This window comes from Pseudarthrobacter sp. 01T43, from assembly GCF_056398665.1.
Map to the genome: position 1 here is coordinate 53,030 of NZ_JBFTPV010000013.1, position 19,874 is coordinate 72,903.

At 66.7% G+C, this 19,874-nt stretch carries 20 protein-coding genes; 12 read left to right on the forward strand and 8 right to left on the reverse strand.

What is annotated here, in order from left to right; genetic code table 11:
* Nucleotides 1-48: 48 nt before the first annotated feature.
* Nucleotides 49-636: a DUF4190 domain-containing protein gene (locus AC1DIM_RS12950; RefSeq protein WP_477710894.1), complete on the forward strand. Its 588-nt coding sequence runs from the start codon at nt 49-51 to the stop codon at nt 634-636.
* Between the two features lie 54 nt (nt 637-690).
* Here AC1DIM_RS12950 and AC1DIM_RS12955 read toward each other — a convergent pair whose 3' ends face one another.
* From AC1DIM_RS12955 to AC1DIM_RS12965, 3 genes are all read right to left on the reverse strand, one after another.
* The gene (locus AC1DIM_RS12955; protein ID WP_477710895.1) at nt 691-1,068 is read right to left on the reverse strand and encodes a hypothetical protein; all 378 of its coding nucleotides are present in this window, start codon (nt 1,066-1,068) and stop codon (nt 691-693) included.
* Between the two features lie 154 nt (nt 1,069-1,222).
* Nucleotides 1,223-1,426 (reverse strand): hypothetical protein, encoded by a 204-nt coding sequence (locus AC1DIM_RS12960; protein WP_477710896.1) that lies wholly within the window; start codon nt 1,424-1,426, stop codon nt 1,223-1,225.
* An 84-nt stretch (nt 1,427-1,510) separates the two neighbouring features.
* Nucleotides 1,511-2,938 (reverse strand): amidase, encoded by a 1,428-nt coding sequence (locus tag AC1DIM_RS12965; protein WP_477710965.1) that lies wholly within the window; start codon nt 2,936-2,938, stop codon nt 1,511-1,513.
* A gap of 154 nt (nt 2,939-3,092) precedes the next feature.
* Here AC1DIM_RS12965 and AC1DIM_RS12970 point away from each other — a divergent pair, with 154 nt between their 5' ends.
* From AC1DIM_RS12970 to AC1DIM_RS12980, 3 genes are all read left to right on the forward strand, one after another.
* Nucleotides 3,093-3,419, forward strand: coding sequence for a rhodanese-like domain-containing protein (locus AC1DIM_RS12970; protein WP_477710897.1), 327 nt, complete (start codon nt 3,093-3,095; stop codon nt 3,417-3,419).
* A gap of 42 nt (nt 3,420-3,461) precedes the next feature.
* Nucleotides 3,462-4,442, forward strand: coding sequence for a prephenate dehydratase (gene pheA / locus AC1DIM_RS12975; RefSeq protein WP_477710898.1), 981 nt, complete (start codon nt 3,462-3,464; stop codon nt 4,440-4,442).
* An 84-nt stretch (nt 4,443-4,526) separates the two neighbouring features.
* Nucleotides 4,527-4,733, forward strand: coding sequence for a hypothetical protein (locus AC1DIM_RS12980; RefSeq protein ID WP_477710899.1), 207 nt, complete (start codon nt 4,527-4,529; stop codon nt 4,731-4,733).
* A 13-nt stretch (nt 4,734-4,746) separates the two neighbouring features.
* Here AC1DIM_RS12980 and AC1DIM_RS12985 read toward each other — a convergent pair whose 3' ends face one another.
* Nucleotides 4,747-5,805, reverse strand: a complete 1,059-nt coding sequence (locus tag AC1DIM_RS12985) for a diacylglycerol/lipid kinase family protein (RefSeq protein ID WP_477710900.1) — start codon at nt 5,803-5,805, stop codon at nt 4,747-4,749.
* A gap of 89 nt (nt 5,806-5,894) precedes the next feature.
* Here AC1DIM_RS12985 and serS point away from each other — a divergent pair, with 89 nt between their 5' ends.
* Nucleotides 5,895-7,175, forward strand: a complete 1,281-nt coding sequence (serS, locus tag AC1DIM_RS12990; protein ID WP_477710901.1) for a serine--tRNA ligase — start codon at nt 5,895-5,897, stop codon at nt 7,173-7,175.
* Nucleotides 7,176-7,406: 231 nt separating this feature from the next.
* A complete protein-coding gene (locus AC1DIM_RS12995; protein ID WP_477710902.1) occupies nt 7,407-8,267 on the forward strand; it encodes an HAD family hydrolase in 861 nt (286 codons plus the stop codon).
* Between the two features lie 25 nt (nt 8,268-8,292).
* On the opposite strand, the gene AC1DIM_RS13000 is transcribed toward AC1DIM_RS12995, so the two are convergent.
* A complete protein-coding gene (locus AC1DIM_RS13000; protein WP_477710903.1) occupies nt 8,293-8,892 on the reverse strand; it encodes a hypothetical protein in 600 nt (199 codons plus the stop codon).
* Between the two features lie 158 nt (nt 8,893-9,050).
* On the opposite strand from AC1DIM_RS13000, the gene AC1DIM_RS13005 reads away from it, so the two are divergent.
* Complete coding sequence (locus tag AC1DIM_RS13005; protein WP_477710904.1) at nt 9,051-11,507, forward strand: phosphoketolase family protein; 2,457 nt, start codon at nt 9,051-9,053, stop codon at nt 11,505-11,507.
* A 74-nt stretch (nt 11,508-11,581) separates the two neighbouring features.
* Here the strand turns inward: AC1DIM_RS13005 and AC1DIM_RS13010 are convergent, their stop codons facing one another.
* The 3 genes from AC1DIM_RS13010 to AC1DIM_RS13020 form a co-directional block, all read right to left on the reverse strand.
* Complete coding sequence (locus tag AC1DIM_RS13010; protein WP_477710905.1) at nt 11,582-12,334, reverse strand: DUF429 domain-containing protein; 753 nt, start codon at nt 12,332-12,334, stop codon at nt 11,582-11,584.
* Complete coding sequence (locus AC1DIM_RS13015; protein ID WP_477710906.1) at nt 12,331-13,674, reverse strand: carboxylesterase family protein; 1,344 nt, start codon at nt 13,672-13,674, stop codon at nt 12,331-12,333. Before AC1DIM_RS13015 ends, AC1DIM_RS13010 begins: the two co-directional genes overlap by 4 nt.
* A gap of 145 nt (nt 13,675-13,819) precedes the next feature.
* Nucleotides 13,820-14,308: an inorganic diphosphatase gene (locus tag AC1DIM_RS13020; RefSeq protein WP_024818962.1), complete on the reverse strand. Its 489-nt coding sequence runs from the start codon at nt 14,306-14,308 to the stop codon at nt 13,820-13,822.
* Nucleotides 14,309-14,543: 235 nt separating this feature from the next.
* Here AC1DIM_RS13020 and dacB point away from each other — a divergent pair, with 235 nt between their 5' ends.
* The 5 genes from dacB to AC1DIM_RS13045 all read left to right on the forward strand — a co-directional run bounded on the left by dacB (nt 14,544) and on the right by AC1DIM_RS13045 (nt 19,849).
* Nucleotides 14,544-15,974 carry a D-alanyl-D-alanine carboxypeptidase/D-alanyl-D-alanine endopeptidase gene (dacB, locus tag AC1DIM_RS13025; RefSeq protein ID WP_477710966.1) on the forward strand — a complete coding sequence of 477 codons (1,431 nt, stop codon included), beginning with the start codon at nt 14,544-14,546 and terminating at the stop codon, nt 15,972-15,974.
* A gap of 194 nt (nt 15,975-16,168) precedes the next feature.
* Nucleotides 16,169-17,302, forward strand: a complete 1,134-nt coding sequence (locus AC1DIM_RS13030) for a zinc-dependent metalloprotease (RefSeq protein WP_477710907.1) — start codon at nt 16,169-16,171, stop codon at nt 17,300-17,302.
* A gap of 168 nt (nt 17,303-17,470) precedes the next feature.
* A complete protein-coding gene (gene tilS, locus AC1DIM_RS13035) occupies nt 17,471-18,532 on the forward strand; it encodes a tRNA lysidine(34) synthetase TilS (RefSeq protein ID WP_477710908.1) in 1,062 nt (353 codons plus the stop codon).
* A 30-nt stretch (nt 18,533-18,562) separates the two neighbouring features.
* Nucleotides 18,563-19,114 (forward strand): hypoxanthine phosphoribosyltransferase, encoded by a 552-nt coding sequence (gene hpt / locus AC1DIM_RS13040; protein ID WP_477710909.1) that lies wholly within the window; start codon nt 18,563-18,565, stop codon nt 19,112-19,114.
* A 96-nt stretch (nt 19,115-19,210) separates the two neighbouring features.
* On the forward strand, nt 19,211-19,849 hold the full coding sequence (locus AC1DIM_RS13045; protein ID WP_477710910.1) for a LacI family DNA-binding transcriptional regulator: 639 nt from the start codon (nt 19,211-19,213) through the stop codon (nt 19,847-19,849).
* The last annotated feature ends 25 nt before the right edge of the window (nt 19,850-19,874 follow it).

Consider the following 19,874-nt stretch of genomic DNA (forward strand, 5'->3'; position numbering starts at 1 on the left):
TACGCGGCGGCGTAGGCTGGGAAGCGAAGACTTCGAACGGGGAAAACCATGAGTGACCAGACCACACCGCGCCCGGATTCCCAGGGACCCGGCGCCCATGGAGCAGGCGATTCACCGGCCGGCTATGAGCCGCCACAGTTTGTGCCGCCGCAGGGCCCGGAGATTCCTGCACCGCCTCTTTACGACTGGGGAAAGAGCGGGGGACAGTACGGCAGCGGCCAGCCGGGACCGGGCGCCTACAGCCAGCCCGGGGCGGGCGCGTACACCCAGCCTGCAGAGCAGTACGGTGCGCCCTACGCCCAGCAGGGCAGCCCCTACGGTCCGCCGAGCACCTACGCCCAGCCCAACCCATACGGCCAGCCGGCGTACTACGGCATGCCGGCGGCCGAGCCCAGGGGCCTGAGCATCGCGAGTATGGTGTGCGGTATTTCCTCGGTCCTGCTGGGGTGGTTCCTCATCCCGCAGCTCGCAGCGATCATCACCGGCCACCTGGCCCTCGGCCGCGAACCCTCCGGCAAGGCCATGTCCATCACCGGCCTGGTCCTGGGGTATCTGTGCCTGCTCGGCTATGGCGCATTCTGGCTGCTTCTCATCCTCGGGTTGTCGGCCTACCGCACCTCCTCGTACGGCTATTAGGCTTCCGGACCAGGTTGCAGCAGTGCAGGCTCAGCAGGACTCGGTTCAGCAGAACTAGGTTTCCGGTGACGGGGCATGGGCCGCGATCCGCCTCGCCTGCTCCCGCTCCGCCTCGCTGAGCACAGCGGGCCCGCTGTCACGGAAAGTCCAGTTCGTTTTCACTCCGCCTGGCCCGGTGAGGGACCCGCCAGCCAGGGCCTTTTCGATCCGGCGGCGGACCTCATTTTCCTTAGCCGGTTCGGCGGCAAAGACGACCCTGATCCTGACCTCGTTGCCGTCCCGGGCGTGGCCTGTGTGGTGTGGAGCCAAAGGGCACGGCGGCTTATGCTCCCAGCTTCCGCACAGTTCAAGGGTGATGGCCGCGCCTGGTGCCCCGGGATCGGATCCGGTGGCCATCAGCAGGGAGGCCTGGTGTACGTACTGTCCGCGCATGTGTGAGTTTCCCTCCAAAATTCACTGACGTGGCGTTCTGTAAGCCGGTCCCGGCCGTGGTCGCTGCGGCGATGCCATGCGGCGCTATGACGGGGGCCAGGGCAGGGGAAAGGCCCCGGGCGGGGCCTTTCTTCAAGCGGGCGTGGCCAACGGGTCAGACCCTCTCGCTGGTGCGCTCAGCAGCAGGTTCCTCCGCTTCATGGGTCTTCCGCCGACGCGGGAAAGCCCAGAAGGTGAAGTCCTGAGCCGTGTAATGCGGCTCGGTACGGTCCGGCGGTGTCTGCTGGCACGCCTCGGGTTCGCGGGATGCGTCCTTCTTGATGCCCCACCCGAAATCCTTGCTTGATGAATAGCACATCACAGGCCTCCTTTAGGTGACTGCCCTTTAATGGTCCACCCGATTGGCCGTAGAGTCGACACCCCCAAGCCGTTCAAGCCAACTTCAGAAACCCAGCTGTGCCGCGATCTGCAGCAGGAGTAACTCCGACCCCGCCGGACCAACCAGCTGGACGCCCATCGGGAGTCCCTCGCCCGGTTGGCCGCCGGTCCAGTGCACGGGAATGGTCACGGCCGGTAGGCCGCAAACGTTCACCATCGAGGACCACGGCGCGAATTCGCACTGCCTGCGGTAGTCGTCGTCGGCGTCGCCCGCCCAGGCCGCGGCGGGCCAGCGCTCGTCACCATGGGTGGCGCCGGTAAACCAGCCCACCGGACGAGGCGTCTGCGCCAAGGCAGGCATCAGCATGAGATCCCAGGCCCCGTACTGGGTGATGGTGTCATGTGTGAACTGCCGGAGGAACGCCAGGGATTCGTTCAGCTTGGATGCGCTGCGTTGTTGGGCCCTGCGCCTGAAGGTCCTGGTGAGCGGGGTCAGCAAGGCCTCACGGTGCGGACTGATCCGGGCGGTTCCGACGGCCGCTGTCCAGGCCGTGGTGAAAGCGTCCGGGTAACGGTTGTCGTAGCGGACGCTGGCGTCGGTCACGGCATGCCCGGCATGTTCCAGCATCTCGCGGGCCACCTGCAATGCCGTCAGGGCCTCCTGCCCGGTCGTGAACGGGAAGGCAGAAGACCAGGGGCTGTCCAGGCTGAGGCCGATCCGCAGCGGACGCGGGTCCTGTGCCACGGCCTCGAGGTAGCCGCTTTTCTGGGAGGGCACCAGTGCGTCCATGAGCAGGGCAGCATCGGCGGCGCTCCTGGCCAGGGGGCCCGCCACCACCAGCCCGGCGGGATCAGCCGAGCTCTCGCCTGATGGCACCAGCCCACGGCCCGGCTTGAGCCCCACCAGTCCGCAGGCCGCCGCCGGGATCCGGATGGAGCCGCCGCCGTCGCTCCCGGGCGCAAATGGGATCAATCCGGCGGCCACCGCGGCGGCGCTGCCGCCAGAGGAACCGCCGGAACTGCGGCTGGGGGCGTGAGGGTTGCGCGACGGCGGGGCGATGCGGTTTTCGCTGTAGGCCGTCAGCCCGAACTCCGGAACCTGCGTCTTACCCAGCGAGATCACGCCCGCTGCCTTCAGGACTGCAGCAATCGCCCCGTCCGTGGGCGCAGGCTTGTGGTCCAGCGCTGCGCTCCCGTGGGTGGTCACCACGCCGGCCACATCGGTCAGGTCCTTGAAGGCGAGCGGCATGGCGTGCAGGAGCGGCAGACCGTTCCCAGCGGCGCCGGCAGCGGCTGCCAAAGACCTCGTCCGAAGCCGGGCGTACCGGGCATCGGCAGCGGCCGCATCGGCCATGGCCTGTTCGGCGGTGACGGTAATAAAGGCACCCAGCAGAGGGTTCCGCCGGGCGATGCGGTCCAGGAAGTGCGCCGTCGTTTCACGGGCCGAGAGCTCTCCGGAGCGAAGGGAGTCCCGCAGTTGGACGGCGGACATATTGTGCAGGTCGCTCAGGGAGTCGGCGGGCTTCTCAGCAGGCAAGGGTCCTCCTCGGGATCATGTAGAAGCGTAACCTGCCAGTTCCCTGCCGGGTTGGCTGGCGGCCGGCGTTAGGCTGGGAAGAGACCATAGTCATCCGAAAGGGGATCCCGTGAGCGATTTCGAGTCCGTGCCTGTCAACGACGTTCCGGAGGGCGCGGCCATCCTGGACGTGCGCGAGGATTACGAGTGGGTGGCCGGCCACGCCGAGGGCGCCCTCCACATTCCGCTGGATCAGCTCCCCGCACGGCTGGACGAACTGGACCCGGATCAGGACCTTTACATCATTTGCCGCACCGGCGGACGGTCCTTCCGCGCTGCGCAGTGGCTCACCGGACAGGGCTACGCGGCGATCAATGTTGCTGGCGGCATGGACCAGTGGCTGGAGTCGGGCAAGCCGCTGGTGTCCGACAACGGTCTCAAGCCGCTGGTCCTCTAAGCCGAGACTCGTCCTGCACCCATCGCCATAGAGGAATTTGCCATGCCCGCGTCAGCCGCTATCTACACATTCCTCGGACCCGAGGGAACTTTCACGGAGGCGGCTCTGATGCAGGTGCCGGGGGCTGCCGAGGCCACCCGCATCCCGGCGTCCAACGTGAACGCTGCGCTGGACATGGTCCGGGATGGTTCTGCGCATGCTGCCATGGTCCCGATCGAGAACTCCGTGGAAGGCGGCGTCACTGCCACCTTGGACGCCATTGCCAGTGGTCCGGAACTCCGGATCATCCGGGAGGTCCTGGTTCCCATCAGCTTTGTGCTGGTGGCCCGTCCGGGAGTGGCGGTCACCGACATCCGGCGCATCTCTACCCACGGCCACGCCTGGGCACAGTGCCGCCTGTGGGTAGAGGCGAATATTCCCGGTGCGGAATACGTCCCGGGCTCCTCCACGGCGGCCGCCGCCATGGGACTGCTAGCGGACGACGCCCACTACGACGCCGCTATATGTGCACCGATAGTCGCTCGGGAACAGCCCGGTCTGGCTGTCGTGGCGGAGAACATCGGCGACAATCCAGGTGCGGTGACGCGGTTCATTTTGGTGAGCCGGCCCGGCGCCTTGCCTGAGCGGACCGGAGCGGACAAGACCACAGTGGTGGTCCCGCTGCCCGAGGACCGGCCGGGGGCGCTTATGGAAATCCTTGATCAGTTTGCTACCCGGGGAGTGAACCTCAGCCGGATCGAATCCCGGCCCACGGGGCAGTACCTGGGGCATTACTTCTTCAGCATCGATGCTGACGGCCATGTCCAGGATGCCCGGCTTGCCGATGCGCTCGCAGGACTTCACCGCATCAGCCCGGCCACCCGGTTCCTGGGGTCCTATGGGCGGGCGGACGCACACGAGGTTCTCGTGGCTCCGCACACCTCTGACGAGGCATTCCGCGCAGCGCATCAATGGGTGGGCGGGATCCTGCAGGCGCTGCCGGTCCGTCCTGAAACCGGTTCCGGAGCTTCGCCCACAGCGTAGGTCAGGGTACTTCCGCGTGCTAGTTACTGTGCGTATGCTTGCTTGATCGACTTGGGGGACGGCCCCCAACGAACGGAGCGGGTCATGAGTACAAACAGTGCGGACAATGACGGCCAGGGCATGATTGTTAACCCCAAGCCTGCCGAAGATAACCAGGACTGGGACGGGGACGACGCCGACCGCGCCGACCGTCTGCGCTTCGAAGAGGAACAGGCCATGATCCGCGAGCAGTCTGAGGCGCGTGCCGCAAAGGTCGCTGCAGAGGAAGCCGCTAAGAAGGCCACAGCCTGAAGACTGGCCCCACTCAGGCCTGCTGACCCTTGACCCTGATCAGGAGCGACCGCGGCGCCACCCGGACGGTGACCTTCGTGGCCAAACCCGACGGATCGCCGTCGATCTGGGTCGGCATGGGCTCCGGGCACTTGATGACGATTTTGCCCGCGCGGTACATGGTCATGATGGGCAGGTTGCCCCTGTGCTTGAAGAGGATTTTCCCGTACATGGCCAGCCAGCCGAAGGCACTTCGCGGGCTCATGACCACCACGTCGAGCATGCCGTCGTCGATCATGGCCTCGGGGATGAAGTCGATCCCGCCCGGCACCAGCCCGCAGTTGGCGAAGAGGACGGTGCGGATGTTCCGGACTTGTTCCGGGCTTTCATCCAGGGAGACTGACACTTTCCGACGCCGGCCGGGCAGATGCCTCATGCCGGCCTCGGTATAGGCGAGCCAGCCCACCGCTTTCTTGAGCCCGTCATTGGTGTCCGCCAGAATTTCCGCATCCATCCCGATCCCGGCGATCACCAGGAACGAGTGTTCGGAGGAGTGGCCGGTGCGGGAGTTCTCGATGCGCATCCGTGCTGTGTCGATGTAGCGCTGCTGGCCAAAGAGGGCTGTCTGGATATTGGCGCGGAGGTCGTTGACGTCCAATTCAACGTTGCGCGCCAGCAGGTTCCCGGTTCCCAGCGGAATGATGCCCATGGCGATATCCGTATCCGCGAGCGTCTCGGCCACGACCCGCACGGTACCGTCGCCACCGCCCACCAGAACGACGTCGGCCTTGAATTCCAGGGCCGCTTTGGCCTGGGAGTATCCGGGGTCCTGTGCCGTCGTCTCCAAGAAGAGGGGATCGTCCCAACCGGCTGTGAGGCAGGCGCGCTGAATGGCTGCTTTCGCCTCGTGGGCGCGTGCTTTGACGGGGTTGAGGATCACGGCCACGCGCTGGTGGGTGAGGCCGGCCTCGTGGGCAACTTCGTTGACAGCGCTGCGCACGTGCAGGGCCTTAAGCTTCCGCACACCCCACCAACTGGAGACAGCGAAAGCCAGCGCTGCCGCACTCAGGAGGTAGAGAAGCCAGTCGTTCATGGTGCTTCAACAGTAGCCCGGGCGCCGCGCCGCCGTTTCCGCGCTCCGGGCGGCAGCCCCCGGTGCGCCGGATTAGATACTCTTGTCTGGTGATCGACGTAAAAGACCTCAGCGAAAACCCGGACAAGTTCCGTGCCAGCCAGCGCGCCCGCGGCGCCGACGAATCAGTGGTGGACGCGATCATCGCAGCAGACTCCGCCCGGCGGGCTGCCCTGATCCGGTACGAAAACCTCCGTGCCGAGCAGAATGTTTTCGGCAAGAAGGTGGCGCAGGCCAAGGGCGATGAGAAGAAAGCCCTTCTCGCCGAGGTCAAGGAACTGGCCAACACCGTCAAGGCAGCGTCCGCAGAAGCTGACGCTGTGCAGGTCAAGCAGGACGAACTGCTGCGTGCCATCCCGAACCTCATTGAAGACGGCGTTCCCGAAGGCGGCGAGGACGATTACATTGTGGTCAAGACCGTCGGCACGCCCCGCGAATTCCCCGATTTCGAGCCCAAGGACCACCTGGAAATCGGTGAGCTGATCGGCGCGATCGACATGGAGCGCGGCGCGAAGGTGTCCGGCTCCCGCTTCTACTTCCTGCGCGGCGTGGGCGCGCGGCTGGAGATGGCGCTGCTGCAGATGGCCATGGATCAGGCCATCGAGGCCGGTTTCGTTCCCATGATCACGCCCACTTTGGTGCGCCCCGAAACGATGCAGGGCACCGGTTTTGACGTAAAGCACGACGCCGAGATCTACCGTCTCGCCGAGGATGACCTCTACCTTGTGGGAACCTCCGAGGTAGCTCTGGCCGGCTACCACGCGGACGAAATCCTGGACCTCACGTCGGGCCCGATCCGGTTCGCCGGTCAAAGCTCCTGCTACCGGCGCGAAGCCGGCTCGCACGGCAAGGACACCCGCGGCATCATCCGCGTCCACCAGTTCAACAAGGTGGAGATGTTTATCTACACCACGGTGGAAGAGGCCGCGGCCGAACACAAACGCCTGCTGGCCTGGGAAGAGGAGATGCTGGCCAAGTGCGAGCTGCCGTACCGGGTCATCGACACCGCCGCGGGGGATCTCGGCATGTCCGCCGCCCGTAAGTTCGACTGCGAAGCCTGGGTTCCCACGCAGGGCGCCTACCGCGAGCTCACCTCCACCTCGAACTGCACCACGTTCCAGGCCCGCCGCCTGAATATCCGTGAGCGGGTCATCAACGACGAAGGCGTAGCCAAGGGCACCCGCGCCGTGGCCACCCTCAACGGCACCCTGGCCACCACCCGCTGGATCGTGGCCATCCTGGAGCACCACCAGAACGCCGACGGCTCGGTCAACGTTCCCGCCGCCCTGCAGAAGTACCTGGGTGGCCTGGAAGTCTTCCCGGTCCTCTAGCCTCCCGTTTGCACCGCCGCTCCGAGAGTTCCCCGTCTGGTGGTCCGTTCCCCGGCAGACGGCGGGGTTTTGACTATCCGGCGGGGAATTGCCTGGGCTGCCACGCTGACTCAGCCGGCGGGGCAGGTTAACACTCACAGCGGGGATAACCTGTGAGTATTAACCACGTGTTCACCGGGGGCTGTGGCCTGCGTCCTAGCCGGTTTCCGGGGTCTCTGGTTCACTGGAAGCATGACTATTCTGACTGAATCCACAGTCGCTGGCATCGATGACCAGCGGATTGCAAGCGAAAGCACTAGCACCAAGTTCATGGTGGCCCTGGACGTGGACGGCACCCTGGTGGACCACGACGGCCACATGTCGGCCCCGGTCCGCGAAGCCGCGCAGGCTGTGGTGGCTGCGGGGCACGACGTCCTGATCGCCACCGGCCGTTCCCTGACCGCCACCCTGCCCATCATCGAGCAGATCGGCATCGACACCGGCTACGCCGTCTGCTGCAACGGCGGCGTGACGCTCCGGCTGGATCCGGATCTGGCCGACGGCTACGAAATCATCCACAAGTCCACCTTCGATCCGGCCCCGGCTCTCCGGGCCCTCCGCGAACGCCTGCCCACCGCGAAGTACGCGCTGGAGGACGAAGATGGCAACTTCCTCGCCACGGAGCGCTTCCATGATGCCAGCTTCGGCGTTGAGGCGATCGGCGTCGACTTCCAGACACTGTTGGACTCAACCGCAGTCCGGCTGGTGGTGTTCAGCACCGAAAACACGCCCGAGGAGTTCTCCGAGACCATTGAGGAGATCGGCCTGGCCGGCGTCACGTACTCCGTCGGCTGGACCGCGTGGCTGGACATCGCCGCGGCCGGCGTCACCAAGGCCAGCGCACTGGAACGGATCCGCGGCCAGTTGGGGACTGAGCCTCACAGGACCGTGGCCATTGGCGACGGCCGGAACGACATCGAAATGTTGGGCTGGGCAGGGCGGGGTGTGGCCATGGGCCAGGCCCCGGCTGAGGTCATCGCCGTGGCCGACGAGGTCACCGCTTCAGTGTTCGACGACGGCGCTGCCCACGTTTTGCTCAGCCTCCTGCCGTAGGGCTGCTTCCCAACAACCAGGGCGCTCAGCGCACCTCAAGGATGAGCGACAGCAGTCGGGCGGCGGCCGGCCGGGCGGCGTACTCCTCGGTCCATTGAGCCCTCGCCACGGCCTTGCTGACGGCCTGTGTGGTGATCCCCAGTTCGTGGGCTACGGCTTTCTGCTGTCCGCGGACGCCTGGGGTCATCAGGTCAAGGACCCGCCACTCGGCTCCGGACCTGTCCCTGACGATGTGGCCGAGGAGCCGAAGGACCGCTTCGGCTTCATGGGCAATGTCGGCGAGCGGGCCCTCCACGGCAACAGGAATGCGTTCCTTGGCGTTGCGGAGCCTGTCCACGGCGCGCCGTGCGTAGATCAAGCCGTGGCCGGAGGCGTCCTTGATCTGGTTGGGCAGAGGTTCATTGACGGGTCCTACGCCCACGCCCACGTACCAGGAGCCGCAGCGCAGGGCGATCAGTGCGGCTTCCACTGCCTGGTGCGGGGAGTCGACTATCCCCTGCACTTCGTCTTCCACTGAGCGGTCAAAATCAAGGCGCGCCGGGATGTGCCGCAGGTCCTTCAGTAGTTGAGGAACGCGGTCGCCGTCGCGCCGGCTATCGGTCTGGTTGATGGTCAACGTGAACATGTGAAAATCAGACTACCCGCTGGTAGCAGGCTGTGGGCAAGTGAATGTGGGGGCCATGCAGCAGGTCAGGGGTGTGTTCGGGTTGTGCGTGCGCGCCGAAGATGTTGCGATGGGGGGACGGCCGCCCAGGGGCGGCGCGCAGCGACGTGAGGACGGTCATGAACGGCAGCCCGCAGGACGAATTGACGCAGGACACGCTGAGCCAGGACGACGTGGCCCAGGATGAGCTGGAACTTGTGGATCGCTGGTGGCGGGCCGCGAACTATCTTTCTGTGGGTCAGATCTACCTCCGTTCCAACCCGCTGCTCCGTGAGCCCCTCGCAGCGGACCACACCAAGTCACGGCTGCTGGGGCATTGGGGAACCACGCCGGGGCTGAACTTCGTGTACGCCCACCTGAACCGTGTCATCCGCAGGGACTCACAGGAGATGCTGTTCGTGGCCGGGCCCGGGCACGGCGGGCCGGCGGTGGTGGCCAACGCCTGGCTGGAGGGGACCTATTCGGAAATCTACGGCGCCGTGGGCCGGGACGAGGCGGGCGTGGCGGAGCTGTTCCGCCAGTTCTCCTACCCCGGCGGGATTCCCAGCCACGCCGCTCCGGAAACGCCCGGGTCCATCAGCGAGGGCGGCGAACTGGGGTACGCGCTCGCCCACGCGTACGGGTCCGTGTTCGATAATCCCCAGCTGATCACCGCCGTCGTGATTGGCGACGGCGAAGCGGAAACGGGGCCGCTCGCGGCGAGTTGGCATTCGCACAACTTCCTGGATCCGGTGCATGACGGGGCTGTGCTGCCCATCTTGCACCTGAACGGCTACAAGATTGCCAACCCCACCATCCTGGCGCGCATGCCGGAGGAGCAGTTGGAGCAGCTGCTCCGCGGCTACGGGCATGAGCCGTACTTCGTCACCGTCGGGGACCCCGATGACACCGAAAGGGCGCACCGCGACTTCGCCGCCGCCGTCGATGACTGCGTTGCCGCCATCCACGCCATCCAGGAATCCCGCCGTGGCGGGACTGCTGGTGGGGGGACGGACGACGGCGGCGCTGCAGCGGGGTCGCGCGCGGACGTCACCGCACCGCGTTGGCCGATGATTGTGCTGCGCTCTCCCAAGGGGTGGACCGGGCCGCGGACGGTGGACGGGAAACAGGTGGAGGGAACGTGGCGGAGCCATCAGGTCCCGCTGGCCGAGGTCCGCACCAACGGTGAGCACCTGAAGCAGCTCGAGGAGTGGCTCAAGTCGTACCGCCCCGACGAGCTGTTCGACGCCGACGGCCGGCTCCGCGCGGACGTCGCCACGAATGCGCCGTCCGGGACCCTTCGGATGAGCGCCACGCCGCACGCGAACGGCGGACTGCTGCGCAAACCCCTCAAGCTTCCCGCCTACTCGGCCCACGCCGTCGAGGTTCAGCAACCGGGAACTGAACGGATCAGCCCCATGATCACGCTGGGCTCGTGGATGCGCGATGTCATCTCGCTGAACATGGAAACCTTCCGCCTGTTCGGGCCAGACGAGACGGCGTCCAACCGGCTGCAGGACGTCTATGAGGTCACCGACAAAGTGTGGCAGTACCGGATTGACGACGTCGACGAGCACCTCGCGCGGTCCGGCCGCGTGCTGGAGGTGCTGAGCGAGCACCTCTGCCAGGGCTGGCTGGAGGGGTATCTCCTGACCGGCCGGCACGGGGTGTTCAGCTGCTACGAGGCCTTCATCCACATAGTGGATTCGATGTTCAACCAGCACGCCAAGTGGCTCAAGGTCCACCGGAAGCTGCCGTGGCGTCAGCCGGTGCCGTCCCTGAACTACCTGCTCTCATCACATGTGTGGCAGCAGGACCACAACGGTTTCTCGCACCAGGATCCGGGTTTTATCGACCACGCGGTGAACAAAAAAGCCGAGGTCATCCGGGTCTACCTGCCGCCGGACGTAAACACGCTGCTTTCGGTCATGGAGCACTGCCTGGCGTCAACCGATTACGTCAACATCGTGGTCAGCGGCAAGCAGCCCTCGCCCACCTGGCTGGGCCCGGCCGACGCCGCGAACCACTGCCGGCGGGGGCTGGGCATTTGGGAGTTCGCGGGCTCGGAGGTGCCGGGGGAGGAGCCGGACGTGGTGCTCGCCTGCGCTGGTGACGTGCCAACGGTTGAGACCGTGGCCGCCGCGGAGCTGCTGAAGGAAGGCGCTCCGGGACTGAAGGTCCGGGTGGTGAATGTAGTTGACCTGATGCGGCTCCAGGATGCGAGTGAGCACCCGCATGGGCTGACGTCGCGGGACTTTGACGGGATTTTCACCCCGGACAAGCCGATCATTTTCGCCTACCACGGCTATCCGGCGCTGATCCACCGGCTGGCCTACCGGCGCACCAACCAGGAGGGCCTGCACGTCCGCGGGTATAAGGAAGAAGGAACCACCACCACGCCGTTCGACATGGCCATGCTGAACGGCATCGACCGGTTCCAACTGGCCATCGACGCGATCGACCGGGTGCCGGGCCTGGCGGAGAAGCATTCCCTGCTGCGCCAGAGCCTCCAGGACCGCCGGATGGAGGCGCGTGAACACACCCGGACCGAGGGCGAGGACCCGGAGGACATCCGCAACTGGACGCTCGGCTCCTGACCACTTCCCGAGTTTTTGTCCACTTATTGCAGCTTTTCCGGGGCGAAAGCGGGTTTATCTAGACAAAAACTCGGCTAGGAGGGGAGGCCGGCGAGCTGGCCGGACGGCACGTGGATCCAGCCCTCGGTCAGGGCTGCTTCCGCGTGGGACGCCGGTGGGCTCAGAGTCTGGCCTATGGCAACAGCGCGGGCGGTCAACGACGCAATGACCGCGTCAAAGAGGTCATCGGATGCTGCCAGCCGGTCCTCGTGACCGGCAAGGTCCAGCCACGGCGCGGCCGTTCTCAGATGCTCCAGAATCACGCCAAGACGTTCCGCCTCGGGAGCGCCCCGGCCCTTGTAGCCACGGGCCAGGAGGCCCCAGATCTTGAGGGACGCCGCAGGGTAGACCTCCGCCAGGCGGCCGGACCCATCCCTGGCCTGCGGTCCGTGCTCCGCGGCGATTTTGGCCTGGATCACGGCGCACCGCATGGCCGGGTGGGCGAGCCTGTCGGCGGAGACACTGAGCGGGATCAGCCCGGTGTGCCCCGTGACGAAGCGGTCCGTGTCCCGGTAGGCCAGCAGCCGGCGTCCCTCGATGCCATCGTGGTCCAGGACAGGACGCGCATCGAGATTCAGATGGCCGGTGAGGAACGGCAGGAAGGCATCCGGCCAGCCAAGGGGGCAGTCGATCCCGGTCATCGAACTGGCGCCGAACAGTTCCACGATTTCCTGGTCTCCTACGTCCAGGGCCAGATGCTCCAAGCGGGCCGTGCCAGCGGACCACTCCAGTACAGCGACGGCCGTCTTCTTGGTCGCCGCGGCGAGATCGACGCCCAGCGTCCTCATGGAGCCAGACGGTAGTGGAGTGCCCCGGGAATGCCGCCCGTCGCACCAAGTCCCTCGCCCCGGGCAAACGTGGCCCACAGCCGCCGCACCTCACGGCCCACGGCGTCGATCTCGTCCCAGGTGGCGCCCGTCAGAAGCCCGGCGGCGGCCCAGGTCTCCCGGTTTCCGAACAGCAGAGGCAGGTCCACGGTGTGGGCGGCGCGGTAAAAGTTCCCTGGCGCGCCCCACGAGAGCACATAGCTGTGGGCCTTGCCGCCGGCGCGGGTATGACGGCGGGCAAACTTCCGGGCAGCCCTCCCGTATACGGCCTCGGTCACCGCCCAGTTGATGGCCCTGACGGCTGCGGTGCCCAACACGGGTACCTTGCGGAGACGGYCGACGAACGGGGCGCGGGGCAGGAACAGCCTGGCTTCATCAGAGGTGTGCCCGATTAGCACCTCGATGCCCGGCGCCGTCACGTTCCAGGCGGATTCAATCTCCGATTCGGGCGGCAGCGGGGCGTGCCCATACTGTGTTCCGAACGGCATGGCGGCCATCAGCCCGTACTTGCGTGCCACCTGCGACACGTGGTCCTCGATGGCCACGACGTCCATGGCAGGCGTGTCCTCGGTGACTGCTTCCGCTGCGATGCCCATGGCGCGGCTCATCTTGTGCCGGCCGCGGGTGATACCCAACGGCGCACTCTGGATGATGGCCCGCTGGAACAGCGAGGGAGCTTCCGGCGTCGCCATCAGGTGGGCCACGGAGTCGCCTCCTGCGGACTGTCCGAACGCGGTGACGCGTTCCGGATCCCCGCCGAAGGCTGCGATGTTGCGCTGCACCCAACGGAACGCTTCCAACTGGTCCAGCAGGCCGAGGTTGGCGGGCCGGCCGGTCCCCGTTGCCAGGTATCCGAACAAACCCAGCCGGTATGTCACCGCGACCACGATGACCCGGTTCTCCGCTACGAGGGAGGTAGCATCGAAGATCGCCAGGTCGCCGGAACCTGAGGTGTAGGAACCGCCGTGCAGCCACACCATGACGGGGACTTTTTCGGCATCGGCGAGATCGGCCGGCGCAGTGATCGAGAGGCGTTGGCAGTCCTCGCTGTCGGGAAGCTCGCCGTAACGGGTACCCAGGACGTCGTCCAGGAACGGGACGGGACCCTGGGGGCAGGCCGGCGCGAGGGTGGTCGCCGCGAAGGTGTCAGCCGAGTCCGGCGCAGCTACCGGGGGTTGGAAGCGGGCTGCCGTGGCGTAGGGGATGCCGGTGGCGCGCACCACCTCACCGTCCCGCCATCCGCTGATCGGCCCGCACGGAGGTTCAAAATACGGAGGGTTAAAGGAAGGCTCTGAACTCACAGGTCCACGATTCCACAGTTTTTGTCCACCTATTGCGCCTTTTCGGCCGGGGAAGCCGCGTTATCTGGACAAAAAATCGGTAAACAACGACGGCGGGTGCCCGGTTCTCGTGAACCGGGCACCCGCCGTCGGACTCGCTTTGAGATTAGTGCGCGGCTGGCACGTAACGCTTGATGGACGCTTCCAGCTCGGCCTCGGCAGCGGCGCGGTCGCCCCAGCCTTCAGCCTTGACCCACTTGCCCGGCTCCAGGTCCTTGTAGCGAGTGAAGAAGTGCTCGATCTCCTTGATCAGGAATTCGCTGACATCGCTGACTTCCTGGATGTGATCGAAGCGGGCGTCCACCGGGACGCACAGGACCTTGGCGTCGCCGCCGCCGTCGTCAGTCATGTTGAAGACGCCGATGGGGCGGGACTCAACGATGACGCCCGGGTGCAGATCGAAGTCCTGCAGAAGCACCAGCGCATCCAGCGGATCGCCGTCTTCGCCCAGGGTGTTCTCGAAGAATCCGTAGTGCGTGGGGTACTGCATGGAGGTGAAGAGGACGCGGTCCAGGCGGACGCGGCCGGTCTCGTGGTCAACTTCGTACTTGACGCGTGATCCCTTGGGGATCTCGATGGTCACGTCATGCTTCATGGGAATTCTCCTCGGCAATTGCAGGGGTTCGCGGCACAGGAGACGAACCACAAAGGAGTGTCGGTGCCGCCGACTATTATTGAGGATATAGCGAGAGGCCCAGGTTTCAGGAACTTGCGGGAAATTTCAGGACTTGAGGACCAGCTGCAGCATGAAGGAAACATCGCCCCCCGCCGGGTTCAGGACGGCGTCCAAGGACGGTCTGCCCTCTGTAACAAAGCGCACCGGCCGCAGCATGCGGCGGTTCTGGCCATTGGCCGCCCTGGCCGCTCTAATGCTGGCGCTCGCCGTTCCCGCGGCCGTGGTGGTTGCGCCCGGCTTTATCGGTCCGAAACCGCCCATTGCCGCTCCGGCCGCGCCAGCCTGGCAGCTGCCCCCGGCCACACTGGCCGCCCGCCACGGCTTGTCCCCGCTCACGGACAGTGCGCCGGTGCCGTTGCCGTCCGCAGTGACGGCGCAGCTGGACGCCGTGTTAAAGCCCGACGGCGATGGCAGCTTCACGGGGCTTGTCCAGGATGCGCTCACCGGCGATGTCCTCTATGACCGTGGCGGTGCGGAGAACCGGGTCCCCGCCTCCAACATGAAGCTGTTCACCGCGGTGGCTGCCCTGCGGGCGCTTGGGCCGGACCACCGCTTCAGCACCCGGGTCATGGCTGGATCCGACGCCAACAAGGTGGTGCTGACCGGCGGCGGCGATGTGCTCCTCAGCGCAGGCGAGTCCGCGCCGGGCCGGGTGATGGGCCACGCCGGGCTGGGCAGCCTTGCCGCGGCCACAATCGCAGCACTCCAAGCAAACGGAACAACCGGCGAGCTGTCGGTCCAGGTGGACGACTCCCTGTTCAGCGGACCGGCCCTGAACCCGGCCTGGGGAGACGGGGACGTTGCAGCGGGCGAGGTGGCGCCGCTTTACCCGCTGGCCCTGAACTCGGCACGCTACAACCCGGACGTCACCGCGGGACCGCGCCCGCAGGACTCGGCGGTTACCGCTGCGGAGGCGTTCGCCGGGCAGCTCAAGGCGGCAGGTGCCGCTGCAGGACTCACGGTGGCGGCCGGGGTCGGGCGTTCCCCTGCGTCCGGAACCGTGAACGGTGCGCCCGCACAACTGGCGGAGGTGCAGTCAGCCACGGTCGCCGAACAGGTTGGCTTGATGCTGGAAACCTCTGACAATTACCTGGCCGAGGTTCTGGGGCGGATGGCCGCCGCGGCCGCTGGAAACCCCGCGAGTAACGACGGCGCCATGGCCACCGTCCGTGCGCAGCTGGCGGAACTGGGCATCGCCACACCCGCCATGCGGTTGGCGGATGTGTCCGGGCTGGCCATTGGTAACCAGGCCTCGGCCCGGCAATTGGCCGACGTGGTGCGTGCCATGACCACTGGAACGGATCGCCGGCTGCGGGCGGCGTTGGATGGTTTCCCGGTGGCCGGGCTGTCCGGAACCCTGGACGCCCGCTACGAGGATGCCGCCACGTCCCGCGGCGCCGGGCTGGTCCGGGCCAAAACCGGGACCTTGAACTCCGTCATCGCTCTCAGCGGCTACGTGGTGGACGCCGACGGACGGCTGCTGGTCTTCTCCTTCATCGGCAACGGACTAACTCCCGGCGCGGCCGGAAACCGGGAGGCCGTGGACCGGGCCGCGTCCGCACTGGCTGGCTGCGGCTGCCGGTAGGTGTGACAACAGCGGACATACCGCGCCAGAGCGGCCGCACCCCGCAAGAGCGTTGGGGGGCAGCACCGCTCAAGCGGGCCAAGACCGCTGCAGCGCCAGCCTGCACCGATCAGCCTGCCGCGAGCATGCCAGCCCGCGTTCGCCGGTCAGCGAACTTAAGGACCATCCGCCGTCGGCTGTGATGTGATGGGGCTATGGAGTCCACTGCACGTGATTCGTCAGCACCGGCATCATCCAGCCCGGCTCAGGCCCTGATCAATTGGGACCTGGCCGCATCCACTGCGTCGCGGCTGGCTTCCGCGGGACCGGTCCTGGAACGGGGGGCCATCAACGATGCGGTGGACAGCCTCCGGAGCCTCGCGGATGCGTCGGTTCCGCACGTCCACGAGATCACGGGCCTCGACGCCGCACGGGATTTACGGGACTCGTCTGTCCTGGTGGTGGACCGGGCCAACTGGGCCAAGGCCAACACCCAGAGCTTCGCCGTGATGCTCAAGCCCGCGATGGAAAAGATGCTCGAAAGCCGACGCGGCACAGTCAGCCCCGCCGCGGCCAGCGTCAGCGGCGCTATCACCGGCAGCCAGCTCGGCGCCGTCCTGGCATTCCTTTCGAGCAAGGTCCTCGGCCAGTACGATCCCTTCGCCGCGCTCGCCGAAGATTCGAAGGCGCCGGCGGGTGGCAGGCTGCTGCTGGTGGCCCCCAACATCGTTTCCGTGGAGCGGGAACTCAACGTCGCGCCCGAGGATTTCCGGCTCTGGGTCTGCCTCCACGAGCAGACCCACCGCGTGCAATTTGCCGCCGCGCCCTGGCTCCGCCACCACATGCTGTCCGAGATCGACAACCTCAGCGGGCACCTGCTGGGCAACGTGGACTCGCTCATGGACCGGGCCTCGGCTGCGGCACGGTCCCTCAAGGACCGGACTGCCACGGGCAACACCCCGGGCCGCGGCGCCATCCTGGACCTGCTGCAGAACCCCGAGGAGAAGGCATCCCTCTCGCATCTGACGGCCGTGATGAGCCTGCTGGAGGGCCACGCGAACGTGGTGATGGACGCCGTCGACGCCAGCATCATCCCGTCGGTCAAGACCATCCGCCAGCGCTTCACCGACCGCGGCAAAGACCGCGGAGTCATGGAGAAGTTCATCCGCAGCCTGCTGGGCCTTGACGCCAAGATGCGCCAGTACTCCGACGGCGCCAGGTTTGTCCGTGCGGTGGTGGACGTCGCCGGGATGGAGGGCTTCAACCGCGTGTGGGAATCGGCGGACAACCTCCCCACCGAGCCGGAAATCCACGAACCCAAGCTGTGGGTTGACCGGATGGGCGTGTAGGTGGCGGATTCCCCCCACGTGCCGGATTCCCCCCAGTTGCCGGGGTTCCCGCACGAGCCAGGTTTGCCCGGGCAGCCGGGCTCTCCGGCGCACGCCGGAAGGGTGCCGCACTCAAGCGGCCGACGGCGGCCCGGCAGGCTGGCGCCCGTCGTCGGCAAAGCGCGCAAAATGCTCCAGAACGCCCTGGCGGAGGCCGGTTATCCGGCCCACGTGCTGGTGGCCTGCAGCGGCGGACCGGATTCCCTGGCCTTGGCCGCCGTGGCGGCCTACTTTGCCCGGCGCGGCCACGTCGACGGGCACCCGCTGACGGTGGGCGCCGTGGTGGTGGATCATCAGCTGCAGAACGGTTCGGCGCAGGTGGCGTTAGCCGCCGCTCAGGCACTGAAGGAACTGGGCCTTTCCCCGGTTGAGGTGCGGACCGTTAAGGTGTCGCCCACGGGCATGGGCCCGGAGGCGGCCGCCCGGGATGCCCGCCACTCCGCACTGGAAACAGCAGCCAGTGAACAGGGCGCCGCCGCGATCCTGCTCGGCCACACGCTGGACGATCAGGCCGAACAGGTTCTCCTGGGCCTGGCCCGCGGCTCCGGCACCCGCTCGCTGGCCGGAATGCGACCTGCCCGGGGGCTGCTGCTGCGGCCGTTCCTGGGCCTGCGCCGCGAGGACACCTTGGAGATCTGCCGCGTTGAGGACCTGGAGCCCTGGCACGATCCCAGCAATTCGGATCCTGCGTTTGCCCGTTCCCGCACCCGGGTGGAAGTACTGCCGTTGCTGGAGGAAAAGCTCGGGCCCGGGGTGGCCGAATCACTCGCCCGGACCGCCTCAATCCTTCAGTTGGACGCCGACTATCTGGAGGACGTGGCGGAACGCACATATGCCGGTTTGGCGCAGCGGTCCGGACAGGAGATCAACCTTGCGGAAGACGCCCTGCGAGGACTGTCGCCGGCCATCAGGTTCCGCGTCATCGCCAAGGCAGCTGCCGACGTCGGGGGTCAACAACCCAGCTACCAGCGCCTTTTGGCGGCCGAAGCGCTGCTGCGGCGGCAGGGTTCGGCCGGTCCCGTGGAGCTCCCCGGCGGGGTGAGCGTGTACCGGCTGTCCCTGGCGCAGCTGGACGCCGGGGGCCAGCGGACCCTGGCCGGTGCGGGCCCCGACGGCGGCACTTCCGTTCCCCGCGAAGCCGCGCGCTGTGGGAAGCTAGTATTCCGGCCTCAAAAACCGCCCCAAGAATAGTCGCACCCCGCATCTACACAGGAGCCATTGGTGGATTCAAACGACGTCCAGGCAGACCTCAAGCACGTTCTCTACACCAAGGAGCAGATCCAGCAGCGGATCGCCGAGCTCGCTGCCGAAATTGACAAGGACTACGAAGGCCGCGAAATCCTCGTTGTCGGCGTCCTCAAGGGTGCTGTGATGGTCATGGCCGACCTCGCCCGCGCGCTCCACAGCCACGTTTCGATGGACTGGATGGCAGTGTCCTCCTACGGCTCCGGCACCCAGTCCTCCGGCGTGGTCCGTATCCTCAAGGACCTCGACACGGATCTGATGGGCAAGGACGTCCTGATCGTTGAAGACATCATCGACTCCGGCCTGACGCTGTCCTGGCTCAAGACCAACCTCGAATCCCGCGGCACCGCGTCCGTGGAGATCTGCACGGCCTTCCGCAAGCCCACGGCCGCCAAGGTGGCAATCGACGTCAAGTACGTCGGCTATGACATCCCCAACGAGTTCGTGGTGGGCTACGGCCTGGACTACGCGGAAAAGTACCGCAACCTGGACTTCGTGGGCACCCTCGCCCCGCACGTCTACGAGTAACCGCACTTCCCGCCGAGATGGCATTTCACGTCAGTCCTGGACTGAACACTGCCGTGAAGTGCCATCTCGCGGCGTTTAAGTAAGCGTGGGGACCCCTTGAGTAGCAGGAACGTTGGCAGCAGGAACGTTGGCATCAAGGACGTGGCGGTGGCAGCCGGGATTTCAGTGACCACTGTTTCCCACGTCCTGAATGAGGTGGCTTCAGCCCGGATCAGCCCGGAAACCCGGGAAAGGGTCAGGGCCGCGGCGAAACAGTTGGGCTACGGTCCGAACACTGTTGCCCGCGCCTTGCGGACAAGCCGGACAGCCCTGCTGGGGCTGGTCATCGAAGATGCCGGCGCCAACCTGCACGCCGGCCGGATCATGGCCGGGGCTGACCGGGCCGCCCGCGCCCGCGGTTACAGCATCCTGGTCATCAACACCCCCGGATCGGCGCGCCCCGAAGACAGGGCGGCCGACGTCGGGTCCCTCCTGCTGCGCCGCGTGGACGGTATCCTCTACGCGCCCCGGCACTCCCGGCAGCTTCAGCTACCCAACCCGGGCAGCATCCCGGTGGTGCTGGTGGACTCCGGAGGCGAACCCATGGACCTGGCAGCCCGCGCCGCCGGGATCCTGATGGACACCATCGAGGGCGTGGCGGACGCGAACCCTCCCGCCGGCCCGTCGGCAGGCCACCCCGTTAGCAGCCCCCGCGAACAGGCCCAAAGCGCGCAGAACGGTGGCCCCCCGTCGTGACGCTGCTACGCCCAGAGGGAACTTT

Coding starts and splice junctions, on each gene's coding strand:
- AC1DIM_RS12950 (WP_477710894.1), top strand. CDS start 49: ATGAGTGACCAGACCACACCGCGCCCGGATTCCCAGGGACCCGGCGCC.
- AC1DIM_RS12955 (WP_477710895.1), bottom strand. CDS start 1,068: ATGCGCGGACAGTACGTACACCAGGCCTCCCTGCTGATGGCCACCGGA.
- AC1DIM_RS12960 (WP_477710896.1), bottom strand. CDS start 1,426: ATGTGCTATTCATCAAGCAAGGATTTCGGGTGGGGCATCAAGAAGGAC.
- AC1DIM_RS12965 (WP_477710965.1), bottom strand. CDS start 2,938: ATGTCCGCCGTCCAACTGCGGGACTCCCTTCGCTCCGGAGAGCTCTCG.
- pheA (WP_477710898.1), top strand. CDS start 3,462: ATGCCCGCGTCAGCCGCTATCTACACATTCCTCGGACCCGAGGGAACT.
- AC1DIM_RS12980 (WP_477710899.1), top strand. CDS start 4,527: ATGAGTACAAACAGTGCGGACAATGACGGCCAGGGCATGATTGTTAAC.
- AC1DIM_RS12985 (WP_477710900.1), bottom strand. CDS start 5,805: ATGAACGACTGGCTTCTCTACCTCCTGAGTGCGGCAGCGCTGGCTTTC.
- AC1DIM_RS12995 (WP_477710902.1), top strand. CDS start 7,407: ATGACTATTCTGACTGAATCCACAGTCGCTGGCATCGATGACCAGCGG.
- AC1DIM_RS13000 (WP_477710903.1), bottom strand. CDS start 8,892: ATGTTCACGTTGACCATCAACCAGACCGATAGCCGGCGCGACGGCGAC.
- AC1DIM_RS13005 (WP_477710904.1), top strand. CDS start 9,051: ATGAACGGCAGCCCGCAGGACGAATTGACGCAGGACACGCTGAGCCAG.
- AC1DIM_RS13010 (WP_477710905.1), bottom strand. CDS start 12,334: ATGAGGACGCTGGGCGTCGATCTCGCCGCGGCGACCAAGAAGACGGCC.
- AC1DIM_RS13020 (WP_024818962.1), bottom strand. CDS start 14,308: ATGAAGCATGACGTGACCATCGAGATCCCCAAGGGATCACGCGTCAAG.
- dacB (WP_477710966.1), top strand. CDS start 14,544: ATGCGGCGGTTCTGGCCATTGGCCGCCCTGGCCGCTCTAATGCTGGCG.
- AC1DIM_RS13030 (WP_477710907.1), top strand. CDS start 16,169: ATGGAGTCCACTGCACGTGATTCGTCAGCACCGGCATCATCCAGCCCG.
- tilS (WP_477710908.1), top strand. CDS start 17,471: ATGCTCCAGAACGCCCTGGCGGAGGCCGGTTATCCGGCCCACGTGCTG.